The sequence below is a fragment of the Shewanella sp. DW31 genome (assembly GCF_015767295.1).
Taxonomy (GTDB): domain Bacteria; phylum Pseudomonadota; class Gammaproteobacteria; order Enterobacterales; family Shewanellaceae; genus Shewanella; species Shewanella oncorhynchi.
Map to the genome: position 1 here is coordinate 22,982 of NZ_JADWMP020000001.1, position 17,075 is coordinate 40,056.

The following is a 17,075-nucleotide window of genomic DNA, read 5'->3' on the forward strand; positions in this document are numbered from 1 at the left end:
AAACTCAGCGCTTACCTTTAAACTCTTTGGCGCTGTGCTTATTGATGCTACGGCGATTCGCCTGTTTATCACGCGGTGGTCGCTTACGCTCAACTTTGATCTCAGTGGCGCCATCAGTGATTTTTTCACTCGGCTTATCCGTTACCGGAAACTCAGCCAATAATGCCAGCGGTAACTCCCGCGCGGTTAAAGTGCGGATCGCCGTTAAAGTTGCCATTTCACCGTGGCACACGAGGGAAATCGCCAGCCCTTTTTCGCCAGCGCGCGCGGTGCGGCCAATGCGGTGCACGTATACAGGCGCACTCATGGGCAAATCCAAATTGATGACGACAGGCAAGGCATCAACATGAATGCCACGCGCCATCAAATCTGTCGCCACTAATACTTGGATACGATTGGCTTTAAAGTCGGCCAAGGTTTGGCTGCGAACGGTTTGCTCTTTTTCACCGTGCAGCGCGGCAACTTTCATCCCCGCTTTAGCGAGCCGTTTAGCGACGGCATCGGCATCATCGCGGGCGCTGATAAACACCAACACCTGCGGCCATTGATACTGTTTTAACAGCGCAATCAATGCCTGTGCTTTGCTGCCCTTGTTGACTAAATAGAGCTGCTCTTCGATTTCACCAGCCACTGAATTCACCTTGTGAGCTTCGACCCGTAGCGGCTGATTCACCAGCAGCTTGCCCGCCAATGTATCCAAAGCCTCGGGCAGCGTGGCAGAAAACAACGAGGTTTGCTTAAGCTTAGGCATAAACGCCATCAGCTTTTGCACATCGGGCCAAAACCCCATTTCCAGCAGGCGGTCAGCTTCATCCAGCACAAGATGTTTTATCGAATCGAGGCTGACGTGGGCCTGTTTGCATAAATCCAGTAAACGTCCAGGGGTTGCCACTAAAACCTGCGGCTTGGCTGCAAGTTCGGCTAATTGGTCTTCCAGCGCGACCCCACCACACAGAAGCTGAATGTTCAACGAAGTCGATAACTGACTCGCCACCGCTTGCAACGCTTCAGTCACTTGCAGCGCTAATTCCCGTGTAGGCACCAGCACTAAGGCTTGCGCATTTGGGGCCTGCACAGACTTAGTGCCCTGCAACTGTGTTTGCTGTTGCAACAGTTGTTGTAGGAGTGGCAAACCAAAAGCTAAGGTTTTCCCGCTACCAGTTTGTGCTAAGGCTAACAAATCCCGTCCTGCAAGAATGGCCGGAATCGTGAGTTGCTGCACCTTTGTCGGATGTTTAAGACTTGCAGGCAAGGCCTTAAGTAACGCCGAATTTAAGCCAAGCTCAGCAAAAGTTAACGACTCAGGGGAAGAAGAAAGCTCGGGAAAGGTCATCACAGCACCGGATCAAAACATGGGAGCGAAAGTTTACTGAGAGTTGCCTTTGAATACCAATGTTGTTTCGGCTTTTACGCAAGCCTTGACCAGTTTGCAACGGTACGGTTTGTAACGGTACGGTTTGCAACAATACAGTTACGGCATTTGCGTTACGCCACTAAGAAAGTCTAGTTTGAAACTTCGTTTGAATTTCTAAACCAAAGGTCAAATCAATAGCCGACCTAAAGAGAATCAACTGCAATCTCCTCTTGGATCTCCCCTGCCGACAAGGTTCATGTCTAACGGCCAGTTCGCAGGAATAGGTGAATGCCTGTCACTTCGGTGTTCATGGTTTATCTTAAAAGAGACTCTAGCCGCATCTTTCTTATGTGCGCAAAGTTAACGCAGGTGATGGGATGGTAGATTTTAATCCCACAGCTTTCGTGAGCGCTTATGGTAGAATCCCGCCCAATCAGCTTTATGAATGTGCAACACAACTCATTTGTTTAACTGAGCGTAGTGGAACACTACCGTGATTAACTAAATGAGGAGAACAGATTATGAGTAAGTTAAATGCCGAAGAACGTAAAGCCCGCGATAACGCCCGTTTTTCACAACGCGTCGATGAACGCCGCACAAAAGGTGAAGACGTCGTCGCCTACGTACTAGGCAACAAGCTCGCGTTTAAGTTTCTGACTAAACCAGAAAGACACGAATTTAAACAAAGAGAAGCCGCACTTGAAGAAGAAGCTAGGCTTAAAAAGCAGCAAGCGTTTCAGCTTAAAACCGAGCAAGAGTTAGAGAAAGTCGAAGCCGCATTTACTGATACTAAAGAGTAACCTCTCAAAAGAGCCATTGATCACAATTGATGGCTCACGCATACCCTATCTCCAAACTTCGTTTGGATTTTTAAATCCAAATCAAAATCAACGTCGTGGGACTTCTCCCCTGATTTTTTATTAAGAAATCGACCAAGGAGGACTGCTCATTATATCTTTCTTGGATCTCACTTGCCGAACAACGTTCATGTCTAACTGCCTGTTCGCCATTGTATTGTGAATTATTGATTCAGAACAATAATGTTCAATAACACAGGGGTATCTCATATCTTTAAATCTATTCCTTTGCTACATTCGATTGTAAAGCGTTAAGTTGCTGTCTGATTATTTTTTAGGAGGAAGTGTGATCAGATTATTTTTGTTGTTCATTGCATTAAGCCAATTACTAATAACATCAGTCTATGGAAAAGAACTGAAATTTGCCGTAGTGCCAAAATTTTATAGTGTTTTTTTTGATCAAAGCAAAACGGGCTGTATAGATGCTGCTGCACAAATAGAAGGCGTAGAATGTGTATATCGAGGACCTGAAATTAGCAGTGTTAGATTGCAAGATCAGGTAATAAATCAACTGATTGATGAAGGCATCGATGGTATCGCTGTCGCTGTTACACAATCTAAATACCTCGTTGAAAATAGCCTAAAAAGAGCCAAAGAAGCCGGAATTCCGGTTGTTACCTATGACTCTGATTTTGATGCTTCTATCAAAGAAGAACCTAAGAATTTACGCCTAGCTTATATAGGCACAGACAATTTTGAACTGGGTAAGTCATTGGGTGAACAGTTAAAAAAACTACGGCCAAATGGCGGAACGTTAATAATGCATTCTGGGCGGCCAGATTCTCCCAATCTGAATTTAAGACTTATGGGTGTACGCTCCGCCTTATCAGGAAAAAAATACGATGCTCCTCCTGGTGAATTACTTAATGGCGATTTAGGCTGGACAGAAGTTAGAGAACCTTTGTTTAATTTTGATCAACTTAGTCAAGCCGTTAAACAAATGGAGTCAGTAATGAAAGGTAAGCCTGTGAAGGCAGACTCTTTTATCGCAGTGGGTGGTTGGGCGCAAAATAATGATGCGCTCTATCGTGAAATGATTGCTCCATACCAAGAAAAAATTAATAACAAAGAAATCGTCATTATTATTACCGATACATCTCCAGAGCAGTTAACTATGCTGAAAGATGGTCTTGCTCATGTCAATGTGGGTCAAAATCCATATGAAATGGGAAGACAGGCAATTTTGACGCTTTATAAAATTGTCACAAAACAAAAGTATGAAGAAACAATCTACACACCTGTTACGTTTTGTACTCCTCAAAACGTTGACACCTGTGACAAGCGTACCGGAATGTGACGCAAAAATGATGGATTAGGCCAGTACACCTATCAAAAGAGCCATTGCTCATAATTGATGGCTCACGCTCAATTATCTATCTTTATAAACAGAGTCTATGACTATAAATATTTAAAGTATTTCTGTGTCCGAAATTTATTTTTAAAATTTCCACTTAATATTCACAACAGGCGTTCTATCTTAGCCATACCATTAAGTAGGTTGATTTTATACAATCAAAAGCATATAGGTTAAATAATGAATGATATAGATAATTCACGTTATGAAGACTTAGATTGGGCTGAAAGTGAAAATTTAATTGAAGAATCGACAATACTCCAATTGATAAATGATTCAGAAGTTAAGCCTAATTTATTCAATACATTTGATTGGTTAAATAATATGTATGAAAGAATTCAAGAGCCAACTACAGAGTTACTTTCCGAAAAACTAGCTAATTTATCAGCAGTTACTCCAGAATATAGAGGGAAAGATTTTGATACTAGTGATAGAACCATCGGGCTAAATGAAATTGAAACTCTTGAAAAACAATACAATAAAATAGCAGAACGTGAAGAATGGAGAATTCCATATAAAAAACACTTTAGACAATACAATCCTTTAGAAATATTTCTTCAAGATATTAGCTATGGCAACTACCCTCCTCCAGAAGTAATGATGATGCTAGCAAAATGCTTTAGCTTATACTTGATAGCTGAGGGAAAATTATCGTTAGAGGAGGTGTTTTTTGGGCGACATGTTAAAAGAGCGGGTAATTATTCGATGAGAAAAGCCCGTAGCTCAAACTTTAAAGAGTTTCACTATCAAGTAGAGCACAATAAACAGTTCGCAATAAAATCTAGTACCTCATTTAATCTTCAGGATTTTGCTCTGGATTATCTACGAAAATGTGAACAAAATGAAACTGACTGCCCGATAGTTGATTTTACTGAAGCTAATATAGAAAGCTTTATTACCTCTTATTATAGGTGGAAGAAGCAATACTTAAATGAGTCAAAATCGATAATCGATTTTAAAGAAACTCAAAATGATGCCATTCATGCCCTAATCTCACTTGGATACCCCAGCTCAAAAGCTAAGGAGGTCGTTTTAAAGCAATCTAACCAAAGGCTCACTGCAGAAGAAATCATAAAAAAAGCCATTATTTCTTTATTAGAATAACAAATAAGCCGTTTATTTGTTTTTGAACAAAAAAGCTATATGTGAATAATAAGAGGTCAGTGAACCAAAGAGGAACTGACATGGCTAATAAAAAACACCCAATAACACGCAAAACAATGCATCCGACCTCAATAACCAGATCTGAGTCCACTCTCAAGATAGGAAGAAAAAGTAGGCAGCTTTACTCTCAAAATTCAATTAAGCAGCACACGGATACCTGTGCAGATCGTGAATTTGAATCTGAGTTCCTAAAACAACAAAACGAATCAAACAGCATGTTACTCTGCTCACTCCCTCTCGGTAATAGTATGAATAATTTACTATTTACCGCTCCTGAAGCCGCACTACCAAATACCGGAAGTCCGGTTTATGAATTACTTTTAATTCTATCTGATGGCAACAAGCATGCTAGAGATCATCTTTGTAATTTGCTTGGTGGTGGCTTTAGAGGCTATCTACAAAAACTAACAGGAGAGTGTTACCAGTACTGGTTTATACACTCAGAGCAAAGTGAATATAACGGTAAGAGGCAAGCTTTATATTGGCTTGATGAGAGTCACTTTTCTTGCGATTTGCAACAAGACAAAGATGCTAGGACTATCGCAAAAAAACAATATAAAGACCGCTCGTATTATGGCAGTAAGAGTGCAGTTAAACGTTTACAGCAAGCAGAACAAGATAAAGTGGATGCTGATACAGAGTATCAACAACGAATAGGGAGCAATACCGAAAAAATTAAAAATCTATAACTTTTATGCCTTAATGATTTACCAATAACACCAGAATCTAAGGAATACACCATCCCCTCGGAGTTGCCGCAGGGCGAATAGGCAAATTGCGTGAGTCTTGCCATGGATGGCAAGCTAGCTTTCGCAGGTGCAGGGACGCATCCTTCGGAAGCGATAGCAAATTTGGCAATGAGCACAAGGAGCTTTCAACTCCGTTAGGGGCGTCATGGAGCATCCAAGGAGGATAGGACGAGCAGTCCTCCTTGGTCGGGTGTGGGGTGAAGCCCCACGACTTTGATTTAGATTTTAAAAATTCAAAATTCGAATATAAAAAAGCCCTGCAAGGTTAACCATTGCAGGGCTTTATTCATCTAGCGCGCTACTAATATCATTAGCAGCGAAACCAAGTTAGCTATTCAGATCTTGAAAGAACTTTTTCACGCCATCGAAAAAGCCCTCAGCCTTTGGGCTGTGTTTTTTCGACTCACCAGTTAAGGTGGCTTCAAATTCGCGTAACAGTTCTTTTTGACGATCGTTTAAGTTAACTGGTGTTTCCATAACCACTTTGCAGAGCAAGTCGCCTACCGCATGGCTGCGAACCGACTTGACGCCTTTGCCACGTAAACGGAACATACGGCCCGTTTGCGTTTCGGCAGGGATCTTCAGGCTGACTTTACCATCCAGTGTTGGCACTTCAATCTCACCGCCTAGGGCCGCTTTACTGAAGGATATCGGCACTTCGCAGTAAAGGTTGTTGCCATCACGGACGAAAATCGCATGCTCACGCACGCTGACCTGAACGTATAAATCCCCTGGAGGCGCGCCAAACTCACCCGCTTCGCCTTCACCCGCTAAACGAATACGGTCGCCCGTATCAACGCCGGCTGGGATCTTAACCGATAAGGTTTTGCTCTTTTCAACACGGCCATCGCCATGACACTTAGTGCAAGGATCTTTGATGATCTTGCCGCGGCCATGACAGGTTGGACAAGGCTGTTGCACCGCAAAGAAACCTTGGCGCATTTGGACTTGGCCTTGACCATGACAGGTGCCACAAGTGGTTGCAGAGGTGCCTTTTTTAGCGCCGCTGCCTTCACATAGATCGCAAGTCGCCAGCGTTGGAATACGCAGTTCTTTGGTTAAGCCTTTAACGGCTTCTTCCAGTGATAACTCTAGGTTGTAACGTAAATCTGAGCCGCGGGCCGCTTGGCGTTGACCACCACCACGACGTCCACCGCCGAAAATATCGCCAAAGACATCACCGAAAATATCACCGAAATCGCCTTGACCACCACCGTAACCACCGCCACCGCGATTAGGATCCACACCCGCATGACCAAATTGGTCATAGGCCGCTTTTTTGTCGGCGTCGGTTAGGATCTCGTAGGCTTCTTTAATTTCTTTAAAGTTAGCTTCTGCGGTTTTGTCGCCTGGGTTGCGATCTGGGTGAAATTTCATGGCCAGACGTTTGTAGGCCTTTTTAATTTCACGTTCGCTGGTGTCACGACTGACACCTAATACTTCGTAATAATCTCGCTTTGACATAATCTCATGCTTCTCAGCTGGTGTTGAACAAACGGGCGTTAGGGTTGCCCCGTAACGCCCGCCTAGAAATTAACGCTTTGAAATCAATCTATTTGATTGAAAACAAGTCATTATTTCTTGTCGTCTTTCACTTCTTCGAATTCAGCATCGACAACGTCATCGGCAGCAGCGTTAGCCTGTTTGCCCGCGTCGGCATTGTCGCCGCCTTGAGCTTGAGACTTAGCTTGAGCGATTTCCATCAGCTTAGCAGATGCTTCGATCAAGTTTTGAGTTGCCTTTTCAATGGCTTCTTTGTCATTGCCTTTGCTGGCAGTGTCAACAGCGGCCATAGCAGCTTGGATTTTCTCTTTATCTTCGCTTGGCAATGCATCACCCGCTTCTTCCACTTGTTTCTTAGTCGCGTGGACTAAGCCGTCAGCTTGGTTGCGTGCTTGCACTAACTCTTCAAACTTCTTGTCTTCATCTGCGTGAGCTTCGGCATCACGTACCATTTGTGCCACTTCTTCTTCGCTTAAGCCAGAAGAGGCTTTGATGGTGATGTTTTGTTTCTTGCCGGTTTTCTTGTCTGTCGCAGACACATGCAGAATACCGTCGGCATCGATGTCGAACATCACTTCAATTTGTGGCTGGCCACGTGGAGCTGGCTCAATACCGTCTAAGTTGAACTGGCCTAATGACTTGTTCGCGCTCGCTTGCTTACGCTCACCTTGCAGTACGTGAATCGTCACTGCGTTTTGATTATCATCGGCTGTTGAGAACACTTGCTGCGCCTTAGTAGGAATAGTAGTGTTCTTTTCAATCAACTTAGTCATCACGCTGCCCATGGTTTCGATACCCAGAGACAGTGGTGTTACGTCTAACAGTAATACGTCTTTCACGTCGCCTGACAGTACGCCCGCTTGAATTGCAGCACCTACGGCTACCGCTTCGTCTGGGTTCACGTCTTTACGAGGTTCTTTGCCGAAGAAGTTTGTCACTGCTTCTTGAACCTTAGGCATACGTGTTTGACCACCCACTAGAATCACTTCGTTGATGTCTGTTACAGATAAATCTGCATCAGCCAGGGCAACTTTTAGTGGCTCTAATGTACGGATAATCAAGTCTTCAACCAGTGATTCCAATTTAGCACGAGTGATTTTAATCACTAAATGCTTAGGACCTGTTGCGTCTGCCGTGATGTATGGCAGGTTCACTTCAGTGTGGTTGGTGCTTGAAAGTTCAATTTTCGCTTTTTCTGCTGCTTCTTTCAGACGTTGCATTGCTAATGGATCTTTACGCAGATCTAAGCCTTGCTCTTTCTTGAATTCGTCAGCTAAGTAGTTGATCAAACGGTTGTCAAAGTCTTCACCACCTAAGTGGGTGTCACCGTTGGTTGCCAACACTTCAAATGTTTGGTCGCCATCGTTGCTGTCGATTTCGATGATAGAGATATCGAATGTACCACCACCTAAATCGTATACTGCAACAATGTTGTCGCCTTGTTTCTTATCGATACCGTAGGCTAATGCTGCAGCCGTTGGTTCGTTGATAATACGTTTAACATCAAGACCTGCGATACGACCCGCATCTTTAGTCGCTTGACGTTGTGAATCGTTAAAGTAAGCAGGAACAGTAATAACCGCTTCTGTTACTTCTTCACCTAAAAAGTCTTCTGCGGTTTTCTTCATCTTTTTCAAGATTTCTGCAGAAACTTGTGGTGGAGCCATCTTGTTGCCACGCGATTCAACCCATGCATCACCGTTGTCGGCTGCAATGATTTTAAATGGCATGATGTTCACGTCACGTTGGACTTCGTCATCTTTAAAGCGACGACCAATCAAACGCTTAATCGCGAAGAATGTGTTAGTCGGGTTAGTCACAGCTTGACGTTTTGCTGGCGAACCGACAATGGTTTCATCATCTGTATAAGCGATGATTGACGGGGTTGTGCGATCGCCTTCAGCGTTTTCTAACACACGTGCTTTGCCACCATCGAGGACAGCTACACAAGAGTTTGTTGTGCCTAAGTCGATACCAATAATTTTACCCATGAGGTCCTCCGAAAAATTTCATTCAATCTAAATTTGTTTAGTTGGTTTTGATATGGGGCTAGACGGTTTAAATATCAAGTCCATCGTTGGCCACCTTCTCTGCCTTGATACCTATATTGGGACAGGGAATTTAATTACAAGGGCGAACAAAAAAATTTTCTGATTTATCTTTCTCGCATCTACAGCGGGATAAAATATCCAATCACATAAAATAGTCTTGCTTATCAACCAAAGCTGTTATTCAATCTGCCCACATTTGGCGGATGTTTATCCTCGTAAGGTAGCAGAGTGAAGTCTTCGAATTTAGCGTACGTGTATGGCATGGCGGCGGTCTTTCTCTGGTCGACAGTGGCCACTGCCTTTAAGATTGCCTTAAGTTACTACACACCGCTGCAACTGGTGTTTGTTGCCGTGCTCACGTCGATTGTTGCCCTTGGCGGTATCCTAGCTTGGCAAAAAAAGCTTTCCTTACTCAAGCAACAGTTTTTACGCCGCCCCATGTTTTATCTGGTGACTGGACTCATCAATCCCTTCCTCTACTATGTCGTGCTATTTAAAGCGTATTCCTTACTGCCAGCGCAGCAAGCGTTGTCACTTAATTACACTTGGGCGGTATTACTGCCGTTACTGGCCGCGCCTTTGTTAAAGCAACATTTACGTAAGAGCGACATTGCTGCCGCGCTGATTGCCTATACAGGCGTGTTTATCATTGCTACCGGCGGCGATATCAGCGGCTTTAGTTTTGATAGCCCGCTCGGTATCGGATTGGCGCTGACCAGCACCTTACTCTGGTGCCTATATTGGATCGTCAACACTAAAGATCAAGGCGATCCTGTGGTAAGTTTATTATTGAGTTTTCTTATCGGCTTACCTTTTATTGCCGTCACCTTAGTGCTGACAGATACCCTGCCCAGTTTTAGTATTAAGGCGATATTTGCAGGTATGTATGTGGGCTTGTTTGAGATGGGCATTACCTTTGTGCTCTGGTTAATGGCGCTGAAAACCGCCACTCGCACCGCGAACATCAGCACTATGGTGTTTTTATCCCCTGTGATGTCGATTGGTTTTATTGCGTGGATTTTGCAGGAAACGATTGCGATGGCAACCTATCTCGGCCTAGCCTTTATTTTATCGGGGATGATGTTACAGCAACTTCTGCCCCGTTATTTAGAGCGTAAAAACAAGATAAGCACAAAGCTAGCGGAATAATCGTTGGATAGCAGCCTTAAATAATGTTAGCTCACGGCAATGAGCCAATTAAAAGAGCTGGCTAACATTTTAAGCCAAGATTAAGCGCTAATATCTCCCATTTTGTGAAGGAGTATAAAATGACCCCGGCCGTCCGATTGGCGAAAAAAGCCAAGATCGCGTTTGATATCTTAGAGTACAGCCACGATCCACACTGCGCCGCCTACGGCGAAGAAGCCGCTAACACCTTAGGGCTTGAACCCGCGCAAGTATTTAAAACCCTTTTAGTTGCCATCGACAAAGCCCATGCGCCGATTGCCGTTGCGCTCGTGCCCGTCGATCATCAGCTTAATCTAAAAGCCGTAGCTAAATGCTTAAGACAAAAGAAACTACAAATGGCCGATGCCGACCTAGCACAAAAATCCTCAGGCTATCTGGTTGGCGGAATTAGTCCCTTAGCGCAAAAAAAACAATTACCAACCTTGATTGATGCAAGCGCTCAAGGCTTCGACAGGATTTATGTCAGCGCGGGCAGACGCGGTTTAGAGATAAGCTTAGCGGCCACAGACTTAGCCCTGCTTTGCAAAGGCGAATTTGCCGATATCAAGACACTTTAAGCTATCCAGGCCACATTAAGCACAAGTCATTCGACGTTAAGTAAGCAATTCACTCCACTTTAAGTTGTACGCGCTCATGTTGGATAAATGGTAAACAAGGCTCAAACGGCAACAAACTGCCAGCGTACTGAGTCTAACGGTGGAAAGCGTTTGATAAAGCCGAGATATCCGTCTATAAATTGTACTGAGGTACAAATCGACTAAGGATAGTCAGATGGAAAAATCAACCCAATGGGATCCAGAAAATAGCATCAGCCCTATCAGTTGGTGCGCCATGCTACTCTGCATCGCCTTATTTATTTATGAGCATTTCTGGGGAAACAGTTTTACCACTATGGTAGTCATGCTCTATTGCAGTTTTATGCTGCCTTCGGTTTTACTCACTCGCAGAGTACAAGAAAAGTACTTTATTTATACCTTGGAATACATCAAGGCCTTTCGTAAATTCACTGTCGTTATGTCGACGATATTTTTCTGTATCTGGTTACTTGCTACTTATACCCCGCTCACCATAAGCAGCTAAACTCGTTAGCCAAATACATTGATGTCGCTATTCAGTTAGATACCGCAAACAAAAAAACCGTCAACGCAGTAAGTTAACGGCTTTGGGTTTATCGGTATTTACCGCTAAACACGACTAGTGTAATCACCCCAAGCTAACCACTTATATGTGGTTAATGCCTCAAGCCCCATTGGACCGCGGGCGTGCAGTTTTTGCGTGCTCACCGCCACTTCAGCGCCAAGACCAAACTGACCGCCATCGGTAAAACGAGTACTGGCATTCACATACACGGCTGCTGAGTTCACTTCATTCATAAAGTGTGCCGCTGCATGAATATCATCGGTCAAAATGGCCTCCGAATGGCCGCTAGAATACTGGCGAATATGGCTAACGGCGGCATCGATATCGCTCACAACTTTAATGCCTAAAGTTAATGACAGCCATTCAATGCCAAAATCCTCAGACTTAGCAAGCGTCACATCGAACCCTAAACCATCCAGCAGACTAAAACTTGTGTCACAAACTGAAAAGCGCACGCCTAGACGATGCAGATATTCGGCAATTTGCGGTACAAAGGTGCTCGCCACGCGCTCATCCACCAGCAAGGTATCAAGGGCATTGCACACAGTTGGACGCTGCACTTTGGCATTAGCAATGACAGCAAGGGCACGTTGTAGGTCGGCATTTTTATCGACATACAAGTGGCAAATACCAATGCCGCCTAAAATCACTGGAATCGTCGCTTGCTCGGCACATAAGCGCTGCAATGCTTGACCGCCACGCGGCACTATCATGTCGACATATTGATCGAGCTTAAGTAAACCTGTCACTAGGGCTCTGTCTGAAGAATCAATAAATTGCACCACATCTATGGGCAAACCTTGGGCGACAATCGCGCCGCGGATCACTTCGCTGATAAGCTTATTCGATTCAAGGGTTTCTTTTCCGCCACGGAGGATCACCGCATTACCCGTTTTAAGGGCAAGTACCGCGATATCGACAGTCACATTCGGGCGCGCCTCGTAGATAACCCCAATCACGCCCAGCGGTACGCGGCGACGAGTCAGCCTTAAACCGTTATCTAATAACTTGCTGCCAAACTCTTCGCCCACGGGATCGGCAAGGCGGATCACATCGCTGATATCACCGATAATGCCCGCTAAACGCGCATCATCGAGCAACAGTCTGTCGATCATCGCCTCAGTTAATCCATCGTTCTTAGCGGCGGCAACGTCTTTAGCATTAGCCGCTAAAATGGCGGCGGAGTTTGCCGTCAGCGCATCGGCAATAGCTTCGAGTAAGTCAACCTTTTGGCTCGCCGTTAAGTTGGCTAAAGCATAACTGGCCTGTTTGGCATTTTGGCCAAGTTGCTGTAAATACTGATCTTGATTCATTTGACTCAAAACAGACCTCGCTTATAAGACAACCATGTCGTTGCGGTGCACTATTGCGTCACCATAATCGTAACCGAGTACAGACTCGATCTCGTCGGAATGCTTACCCGCAATCAAACTCAGGGCTTGGCCACAGTATCGTGTCATCCCTTTAGCAATCACTTTACCCTGTTGATCAACTAATTGTAGCGTTGCACCACGTTCAAACTGACCTTTAACACCTACGATACCTTTAGACAATAGACTGCGGCCCTTGTCAGTCACGGCTTTGACCGCGCCCGCATCAAGCACTAAAGAACCTTGAGTCGCAGGTCCTGCTAGAATCCACTGTTTGCGGCTTTCAAGCGGGTTTTCGATGGCACTAAAGTGAGTACCGACGGACTCTTTGGCGACCACTTTTTTGATCACATCAGGGTGATGACCAGAGGCGATAACCACTTCGATGCCAGCACGGCGAGCAATATCCGCCGCTTCCAATTTAGTCGACATACCACCTGTGCCTAAACCCGATACAGAACCGCCCGCCAGCATACGCAGACTATCGTCAATCTTCACCACCTGTGAAATCAACTTAGCGTTCGGGTTAGTGCGCGGATCAGCATCGAATAAGCCCTTTTGATCCGTCAGTAAAATCAATAAGTCAGCATCGCATAAGAGTGCTGCGCGCGCCGATAAATTGTCGTTATCGCCCACTTTGATCTCATTGGTGGCAACGGCATCGTTTTCATTGATGATCGGCACAATATTATTCGCCAACAAGGCATTGAGCGTGTCGCGGGCGTTAAGGTAACGCTCCCTATCCTGCAAGTCGGCACGGGTCAGCAGCAATTGGCCCACATGCAGCCCATAAATACTAAAGAGTTGTGCCCAAGCGAGGATCAACTGACTTTGCCCGACAGCGGCTAACAATTGCTTATTGGCCATAGTGTCGGGCAGCGTCGGGTATTGGAGATGTTCACGCCCAGCGGCAATTGCCCCTGAGGTGCATAATACGACTTCGACCCCTGACTTCATCAGTGCGGCCATTTGACGAGCAAGCTCAACCATGTGGGCTTTATCTAGCTGTTTACTGCCAGAGGTCAGCACACTCGTCCCTAACTTCACTACCACGCGGCGATACGCAATCTCACTTAAGTTCATTATTCATTTGTAACAAAATAACCGAACAATCCTTATACCTAATCCGCTGAGTAATTGGTAGCAAGGAGTTATTAACTCGAGATAAATTTTCGTTTTTGCTTAGAATCGCGCATTAAAAAGGGCCATCGATTAGATGGCCCTCAAAAATGTAAACAATCTACGTTGCGAGTTTTTACTGTGCAGGTGAATTAATCGACAGCATCAACCATAGACAAACTTAGCTACAAACAATGCGGCTAATACTAAAATGCCCACATTAAGATCGCTAAAGCGACCTGTGAGTAATTTGATTGCTGCATATGAGATGATCCCAAAGGCAATGCCCGTCGCAATAGAAAACGTTAGCGGCATTAATATACACACAACCACCACAGGCGCGGCTTCAGTCAAATCTTCCCATTCAACATGCACCAGTCCCGACATCATCAAAATCGCTACATAAAACAGTGTACCCGCAGTCGCATAAGCCGGGATCATCCCCGCCAATGGCGATAAAAATAACGCAGCAATGAAGAGTAATCCCACCACAACGGCCGTTAAACCAGTACGACCACCTGCGCTCACACCCGCGGTGCTTTCGATATAACTTGTCGTGGTGGAAGTGCCAAAAGCCGCCCCCGCAATCGTTGCTAAACTGTCAGCGGTCAAGGCACGATTCAGACGTGGTAAACGGCCTTTATCATCGAGAAAACCACCGCGCTGTGCAACCGCCACTAAGGTGCCAGAGGTATCGAAGAGATCCACAAATAAGAAGGCAAAAACGACTGATAGCATAGTTACTTCAAATACTTGAGATAAATCCATCTTCATAAATGTAGGTGCGATTGAAGGGGGCATTGATACAATGCCCTGATACTGCACATCACCAAACACTAATCCTAGGCCAGTGATAATCAGAATGCTGGCAATCACCGCCGACTTCATTCCCCGCTGCACCATAGCAATAATGAGGAAAAAGCCCAGCACAGCCATAACCGCCGGAAATGCCGTGATATCGCCCAGAGTCACTAGCGTAGCAGGACTTGCCACCACAATACCGGCACTCTTAAGGCCAATCAGAGCAAGGAACAAACCAATACCTGCAGCAATACCGATACGTAACGACATGGGAATACTATTTACAATCCATTCTCGAATACGCACTAAGGACAAGATTAAAAAGCAAATTCCCGACAGGAATACCGCGCCTAACGCAGTCTCCCAGCTGTAACCCATTTCACCCACGACTGTGTAGGTAAAAAAGGCATTAAGTCCCATACCTGGAGCAAGCGCAATGGGATAATTCGCCATCAACCCCATAACCAAACAGCCGACAGCCGCCGCCAAACAGGTCGCCACAAATACAGCTCCATGGTCCATGCCCGCATCGGCTAACATCATTGGGTTCACAAAAATGATGTAGGCCATCGTCATAAATGTTGTCAAACCTGCGACCGCTTCCTGCTTGAGGCTCGTTTGATTTTGTTTCAGTTTGAACAGTTTTTCTAACATGGAACAAGGTTCCTTTTTATTTTAAGTATGTAGGGTATTTAGATGTGAACACTATGTAACGTGATGACATTTGCAGCCGATTATAGGGAGTTTAGGCTGGTCAGGCCAGAAAATTGGCAAAGGAGTAACGAAGAGAAAATGCTCAAATATCTATGCAAACGAATGCAATATCCTCGGGTGAGATTCGCGTTGAAGGTTAAGCCTAAAAAATGAACATATTATGAACAAGATGATTCTCTCGTTAGCGACCAATGCTGATTTGTAGCCATAAACAGCCTACATAAAGAGTAACAAGAATATATACAGCAGAAATAACTAAATTCAATTTCCACAGACTCAACCAAAAACTCCCTTTAAAATAGGTACGTAGCCTGACTTCTGATTTGCATAATGTTAAAGAAGAAGGTACCAACATTAACGCAGAACAGCCAAAGGTTGGTAATACCATAAAAATCATGCCTAAACCCGCAGCCCCAGCAGAAGCTTCAGATGTTTGACCGTCAATAGATGCTAGCGTTATATATCCCAAAATGACGCCTGCGATGGCAAGAATAAAACCTAACAGTTGAAGAGTTCTCAAATTCGTCCTTGGTAACAAACAGCGTTTAAATTGACTTATCGTAAAATCCTATCAGCTCAGCGATTTCGCTTAGATGGGTATCGACCCAAGCGCTGCTAATCGGCCCCCAGGTGACTATGCGGTAATAACCTGAATTGTTACGGCTGCCTTCCTGCATAAACTCGACTCGAATACCTATATCCTCAAAAGCTGCGATAGCATCCTGTAAAGTTCGGCGAGGCATTCCGGTTAACTTATTGAGTGATAATAGATTATGGCGGTCATCATCCATTAAATGCGCCAAATATAACTTACGCAGAAACGCCTTATTTTGCTTTGAAACCTGTTGGGATGCTGGCATTGAAAGTGACATAGGATGACCTGTCTGGAAACAAAAGTAATTATCATCAAAACTACTTTATATTCAGTCAATAAGGCAATAGCCAATACTAAATACTTACGGTTCGCGACAAGATCATCAGATAACAAATCTGCACTTAAATCAAACAAAACGACTTGTCATCCTCCCCCAACAACTGTTATTTCTAATATCACTCAGCACCTATGAAGAAAGGCTAAAATGAGCCAGACAATCACAGCAGACCAAATACTGACATTTTGGTTTGAAGATATTGACCCAAAGCTCTGGTGGATTAAAGATGTTGAATTTGATACCCAGATCAAACAGCGCTTCGAAGGTGTACTACTTCAAGCTAAACGGGGAGAACTTTCACATTGGCGAATCACGCCTCAAGGTCGATTGGCTGAAATCATAGTGCTCGATCAATTCTCCCGTAATATTTACCGCGATACGCCTGCCGCATTCGAAGCCGATGCGATAGCCCTAGTGCTCGCCCAAGAGGCAGTTGCCCAACGGGTAGATACAGCACTAAAATCCAAACAAGTCCCTTTTCTATTTATGCCCTATATGCACAGCGAATCGGCAACCATTCACCAAGTAGCAGTAAAACTGTTTAATCGCGAAGCTGCGATAACAAACCTAACGTTTGAACTGCGCCATAAAGCGATTATCGACAGGTTTGGCCGCTATCCACATAGAAATATTATCTTAGGTAGGGAGTCTACGGCGGAAGAAATTGCTTTTCTGACTGAGCCGGGCTCATCCTTTTGAGCCTGTCATAGGTTAAAGCGTTAATGTGTATTTGATAAATAAAGCCGTGCTGAGTTCACAGACACACTACACTTACTCAA

Annotated in this window: 16 protein-coding genes; 8 read left to right on the top strand and 8 right to left on the bottom strand. The window is 44.6% G+C overall.

Going from position 1 to position 17,075, the window contains the following annotated elements:
* Positions 1-4 precede the first annotated feature (4 nt).
* Entirely contained in the window at positions 5-1,333 is a 1,329-nt protein-coding gene (locus GWI56_RS00110; protein WP_198571781.1) for a DEAD/DEAH box helicase, read from the bottom strand.
* A gap of 542 nt (positions 1,334-1,875) precedes the next feature.
* On the opposite strand from GWI56_RS00110, the gene GWI56_RS00115 reads away from it, so the two are divergent.
* The 4 genes from GWI56_RS00115 to GWI56_RS00130 all read left to right on the top strand — a co-directional run bounded on the left by GWI56_RS00115 (position 1,876) and on the right by GWI56_RS00130 (position 5,418).
* Positions 1,876-2,154, top strand: a complete 279-nt coding sequence (locus GWI56_RS00115; protein WP_198571782.1) for a DNA polymerase III subunit epsilon — start codon at positions 1,876-1,878, stop codon at positions 2,152-2,154.
* A 343-nt stretch (positions 2,155-2,497) separates the two neighbouring features.
* The gene (locus GWI56_RS00120) at positions 2,498-3,508 is read left to right on the top strand and encodes a sugar-binding protein (protein ID WP_198571783.1); all 1,011 of its coding nucleotides are present in this window, start codon (positions 2,498-2,500) and stop codon (positions 3,506-3,508) included.
* A 237-nt stretch (positions 3,509-3,745) separates the two neighbouring features.
* Positions 3,746-4,669 carry a RuvA C-terminal domain-containing protein gene (locus GWI56_RS00125; protein ID WP_198571784.1) on the top strand — a complete coding sequence of 308 codons (924 nt, stop codon included), beginning with the start codon at positions 3,746-3,748 and terminating at the stop codon, positions 4,667-4,669.
* An 80-nt stretch (positions 4,670-4,749) separates the two neighbouring features.
* Positions 4,750-5,418: a hypothetical protein gene (locus GWI56_RS00130; RefSeq protein WP_063884080.1), complete on the top strand. Its 669-nt coding sequence runs from the start codon at positions 4,750-4,752 to the stop codon at positions 5,416-5,418.
* 387 nt (positions 5,419-5,805) lie between these two features.
* Here GWI56_RS00130 and dnaJ read toward each other — a convergent pair whose 3' ends face one another.
* Entirely contained in the window at positions 5,806-6,942 is a 1,137-nt protein-coding gene (dnaJ, locus tag GWI56_RS00135) for a molecular chaperone DnaJ (RefSeq protein ID WP_113941183.1), read from the bottom strand.
* Between the two features lie 110 nt (positions 6,943-7,052).
* On the bottom strand, positions 7,053-8,972 hold the full coding sequence (gene dnaK, locus GWI56_RS00140) for a molecular chaperone DnaK (protein ID WP_105251655.1): 1,920 nt from the start codon (positions 8,970-8,972) through the stop codon (positions 7,053-7,055).
* Between the two features lie 288 nt (positions 8,973-9,260).
* On the opposite strand from dnaK, the gene GWI56_RS00145 reads away from it, so the two are divergent.
* From GWI56_RS00145 to GWI56_RS00155, 3 genes are all read left to right on the top strand, one after another.
* A complete protein-coding gene (locus GWI56_RS00145; RefSeq protein WP_198571785.1) occupies positions 9,261-10,181 on the top strand; it encodes a DMT family transporter in 921 nt (306 codons plus the stop codon).
* A 119-nt stretch (positions 10,182-10,300) separates the two neighbouring features.
* A complete protein-coding gene (gene ybaK / locus GWI56_RS00150; protein WP_028759489.1) occupies positions 10,301-10,777 on the top strand; it encodes a Cys-tRNA(Pro) deacylase in 477 nt (158 codons plus the stop codon).
* 214 nt (positions 10,778-10,991) lie between these two features.
* A complete protein-coding gene (locus tag GWI56_RS00155) occupies positions 10,992-11,300 on the top strand; it encodes a hypothetical protein (RefSeq protein WP_198571786.1) in 309 nt (102 codons plus the stop codon).
* 104 nt (positions 11,301-11,404) lie between these two features.
* On the opposite strand, the gene GWI56_RS00160 is transcribed toward GWI56_RS00155, so the two are convergent.
* The 5 genes from GWI56_RS00160 to GWI56_RS00180 all read right to left on the bottom strand — a co-directional run bounded on the left by GWI56_RS00160 (position 11,405) and on the right by GWI56_RS00180 (position 16,236).
* On the bottom strand, positions 11,405-12,682 hold the full coding sequence (locus GWI56_RS00160) for a glutamate-5-semialdehyde dehydrogenase (RefSeq protein ID WP_198571787.1): 1,278 nt from the start codon (positions 12,680-12,682) through the stop codon (positions 11,405-11,407).
* A 12-nt stretch (positions 12,683-12,694) separates the two neighbouring features.
* The gene (gene proB, locus GWI56_RS00165) at positions 12,695-13,813 is read right to left on the bottom strand and encodes a glutamate 5-kinase (protein ID WP_105251651.1); all 1,119 of its coding nucleotides are present in this window, start codon (positions 13,811-13,813) and stop codon (positions 12,695-12,697) included.
* A 201-nt stretch (positions 13,814-14,014) separates the two neighbouring features.
* Positions 14,015-15,304 carry an NCS2 family permease gene (locus tag GWI56_RS00170; protein WP_131523194.1) on the bottom strand — a complete coding sequence of 430 codons (1,290 nt, stop codon included), beginning with the start codon at positions 15,302-15,304 and terminating at the stop codon, positions 14,015-14,017.
* A gap of 241 nt (positions 15,305-15,545) precedes the next feature.
* Positions 15,546-15,884 carry a carbon starvation protein CstA gene (locus tag GWI56_RS00175; protein ID WP_198571788.1) on the bottom strand — a complete coding sequence of 113 codons (339 nt, stop codon included), beginning with the start codon at positions 15,882-15,884 and terminating at the stop codon, positions 15,546-15,548.
* A 25-nt stretch (positions 15,885-15,909) separates the two neighbouring features.
* Positions 15,910-16,236 carry a winged helix-turn-helix domain-containing protein gene (locus tag GWI56_RS00180; protein ID WP_198571789.1) on the bottom strand — a complete coding sequence of 109 codons (327 nt, stop codon included), beginning with the start codon at positions 16,234-16,236 and terminating at the stop codon, positions 15,910-15,912.
* Positions 16,237-16,443: 207 nt separating this feature from the next.
* Between GWI56_RS00180 and GWI56_RS00185 the strand changes: the two genes are divergently transcribed.
* Entirely contained in the window at positions 16,444-16,995 is a 552-nt protein-coding gene (locus GWI56_RS00185) for a DUF924 family protein (RefSeq protein ID WP_198571790.1), read from the top strand.
* The last annotated feature ends 80 nt before the right edge of the window (positions 16,996-17,075 follow it).

Coding starts and splice junctions, on each gene's coding strand:
- GWI56_RS00110 (WP_198571781.1), bottom strand. CDS start 1,333: ATGACCTTTCCCGAGCTTTCTTCTTCCCCTGAGTCGTTAACTTTTGCT.
- GWI56_RS00115 (WP_198571782.1), top strand. CDS start 1,876: ATGAGTAAGTTAAATGCCGAAGAACGTAAAGCCCGCGATAACGCCCGT.
- GWI56_RS00125 (WP_198571784.1), top strand. CDS start 3,746: ATGAATGATATAGATAATTCACGTTATGAAGACTTAGATTGGGCTGAA.
- GWI56_RS00130 (WP_063884080.1), top strand. CDS start 4,750: ATGGCTAATAAAAAACACCCAATAACACGCAAAACAATGCATCCGACC.
- dnaJ (WP_113941183.1), bottom strand. CDS start 6,942: ATGTCAAAGCGAGATTATTACGAAGTATTAGGTGTCAGTCGTGACACC.
- dnaK (WP_105251655.1), bottom strand. CDS start 8,972: ATGGGTAAAATTATTGGTATCGACTTAGGCACAACAAACTCTTGTGTA.
- ybaK (WP_028759489.1), top strand. CDS start 10,301: ATGACCCCGGCCGTCCGATTGGCGAAAAAAGCCAAGATCGCGTTTGAT.
- GWI56_RS00155 (WP_198571786.1), top strand. CDS start 10,992: ATGGAAAAATCAACCCAATGGGATCCAGAAAATAGCATCAGCCCTATC.
- proB (WP_105251651.1), bottom strand. CDS start 13,813: ATGAACTTAAGTGAGATTGCGTATCGCCGCGTGGTAGTGAAGTTAGGG.
- GWI56_RS00170 (WP_131523194.1), bottom strand. CDS start 15,304: ATGTTAGAAAAACTGTTCAAACTGAAACAAAATCAAACGAGCCTCAAG.
- GWI56_RS00180 (WP_198571789.1), bottom strand. CDS start 16,236: ATGTCACTTTCAATGCCAGCATCCCAACAGGTTTCAAAGCAAAATAAG.
- GWI56_RS00185 (WP_198571790.1), top strand. CDS start 16,444: ATGAGCCAGACAATCACAGCAGACCAAATACTGACATTTTGGTTTGAA.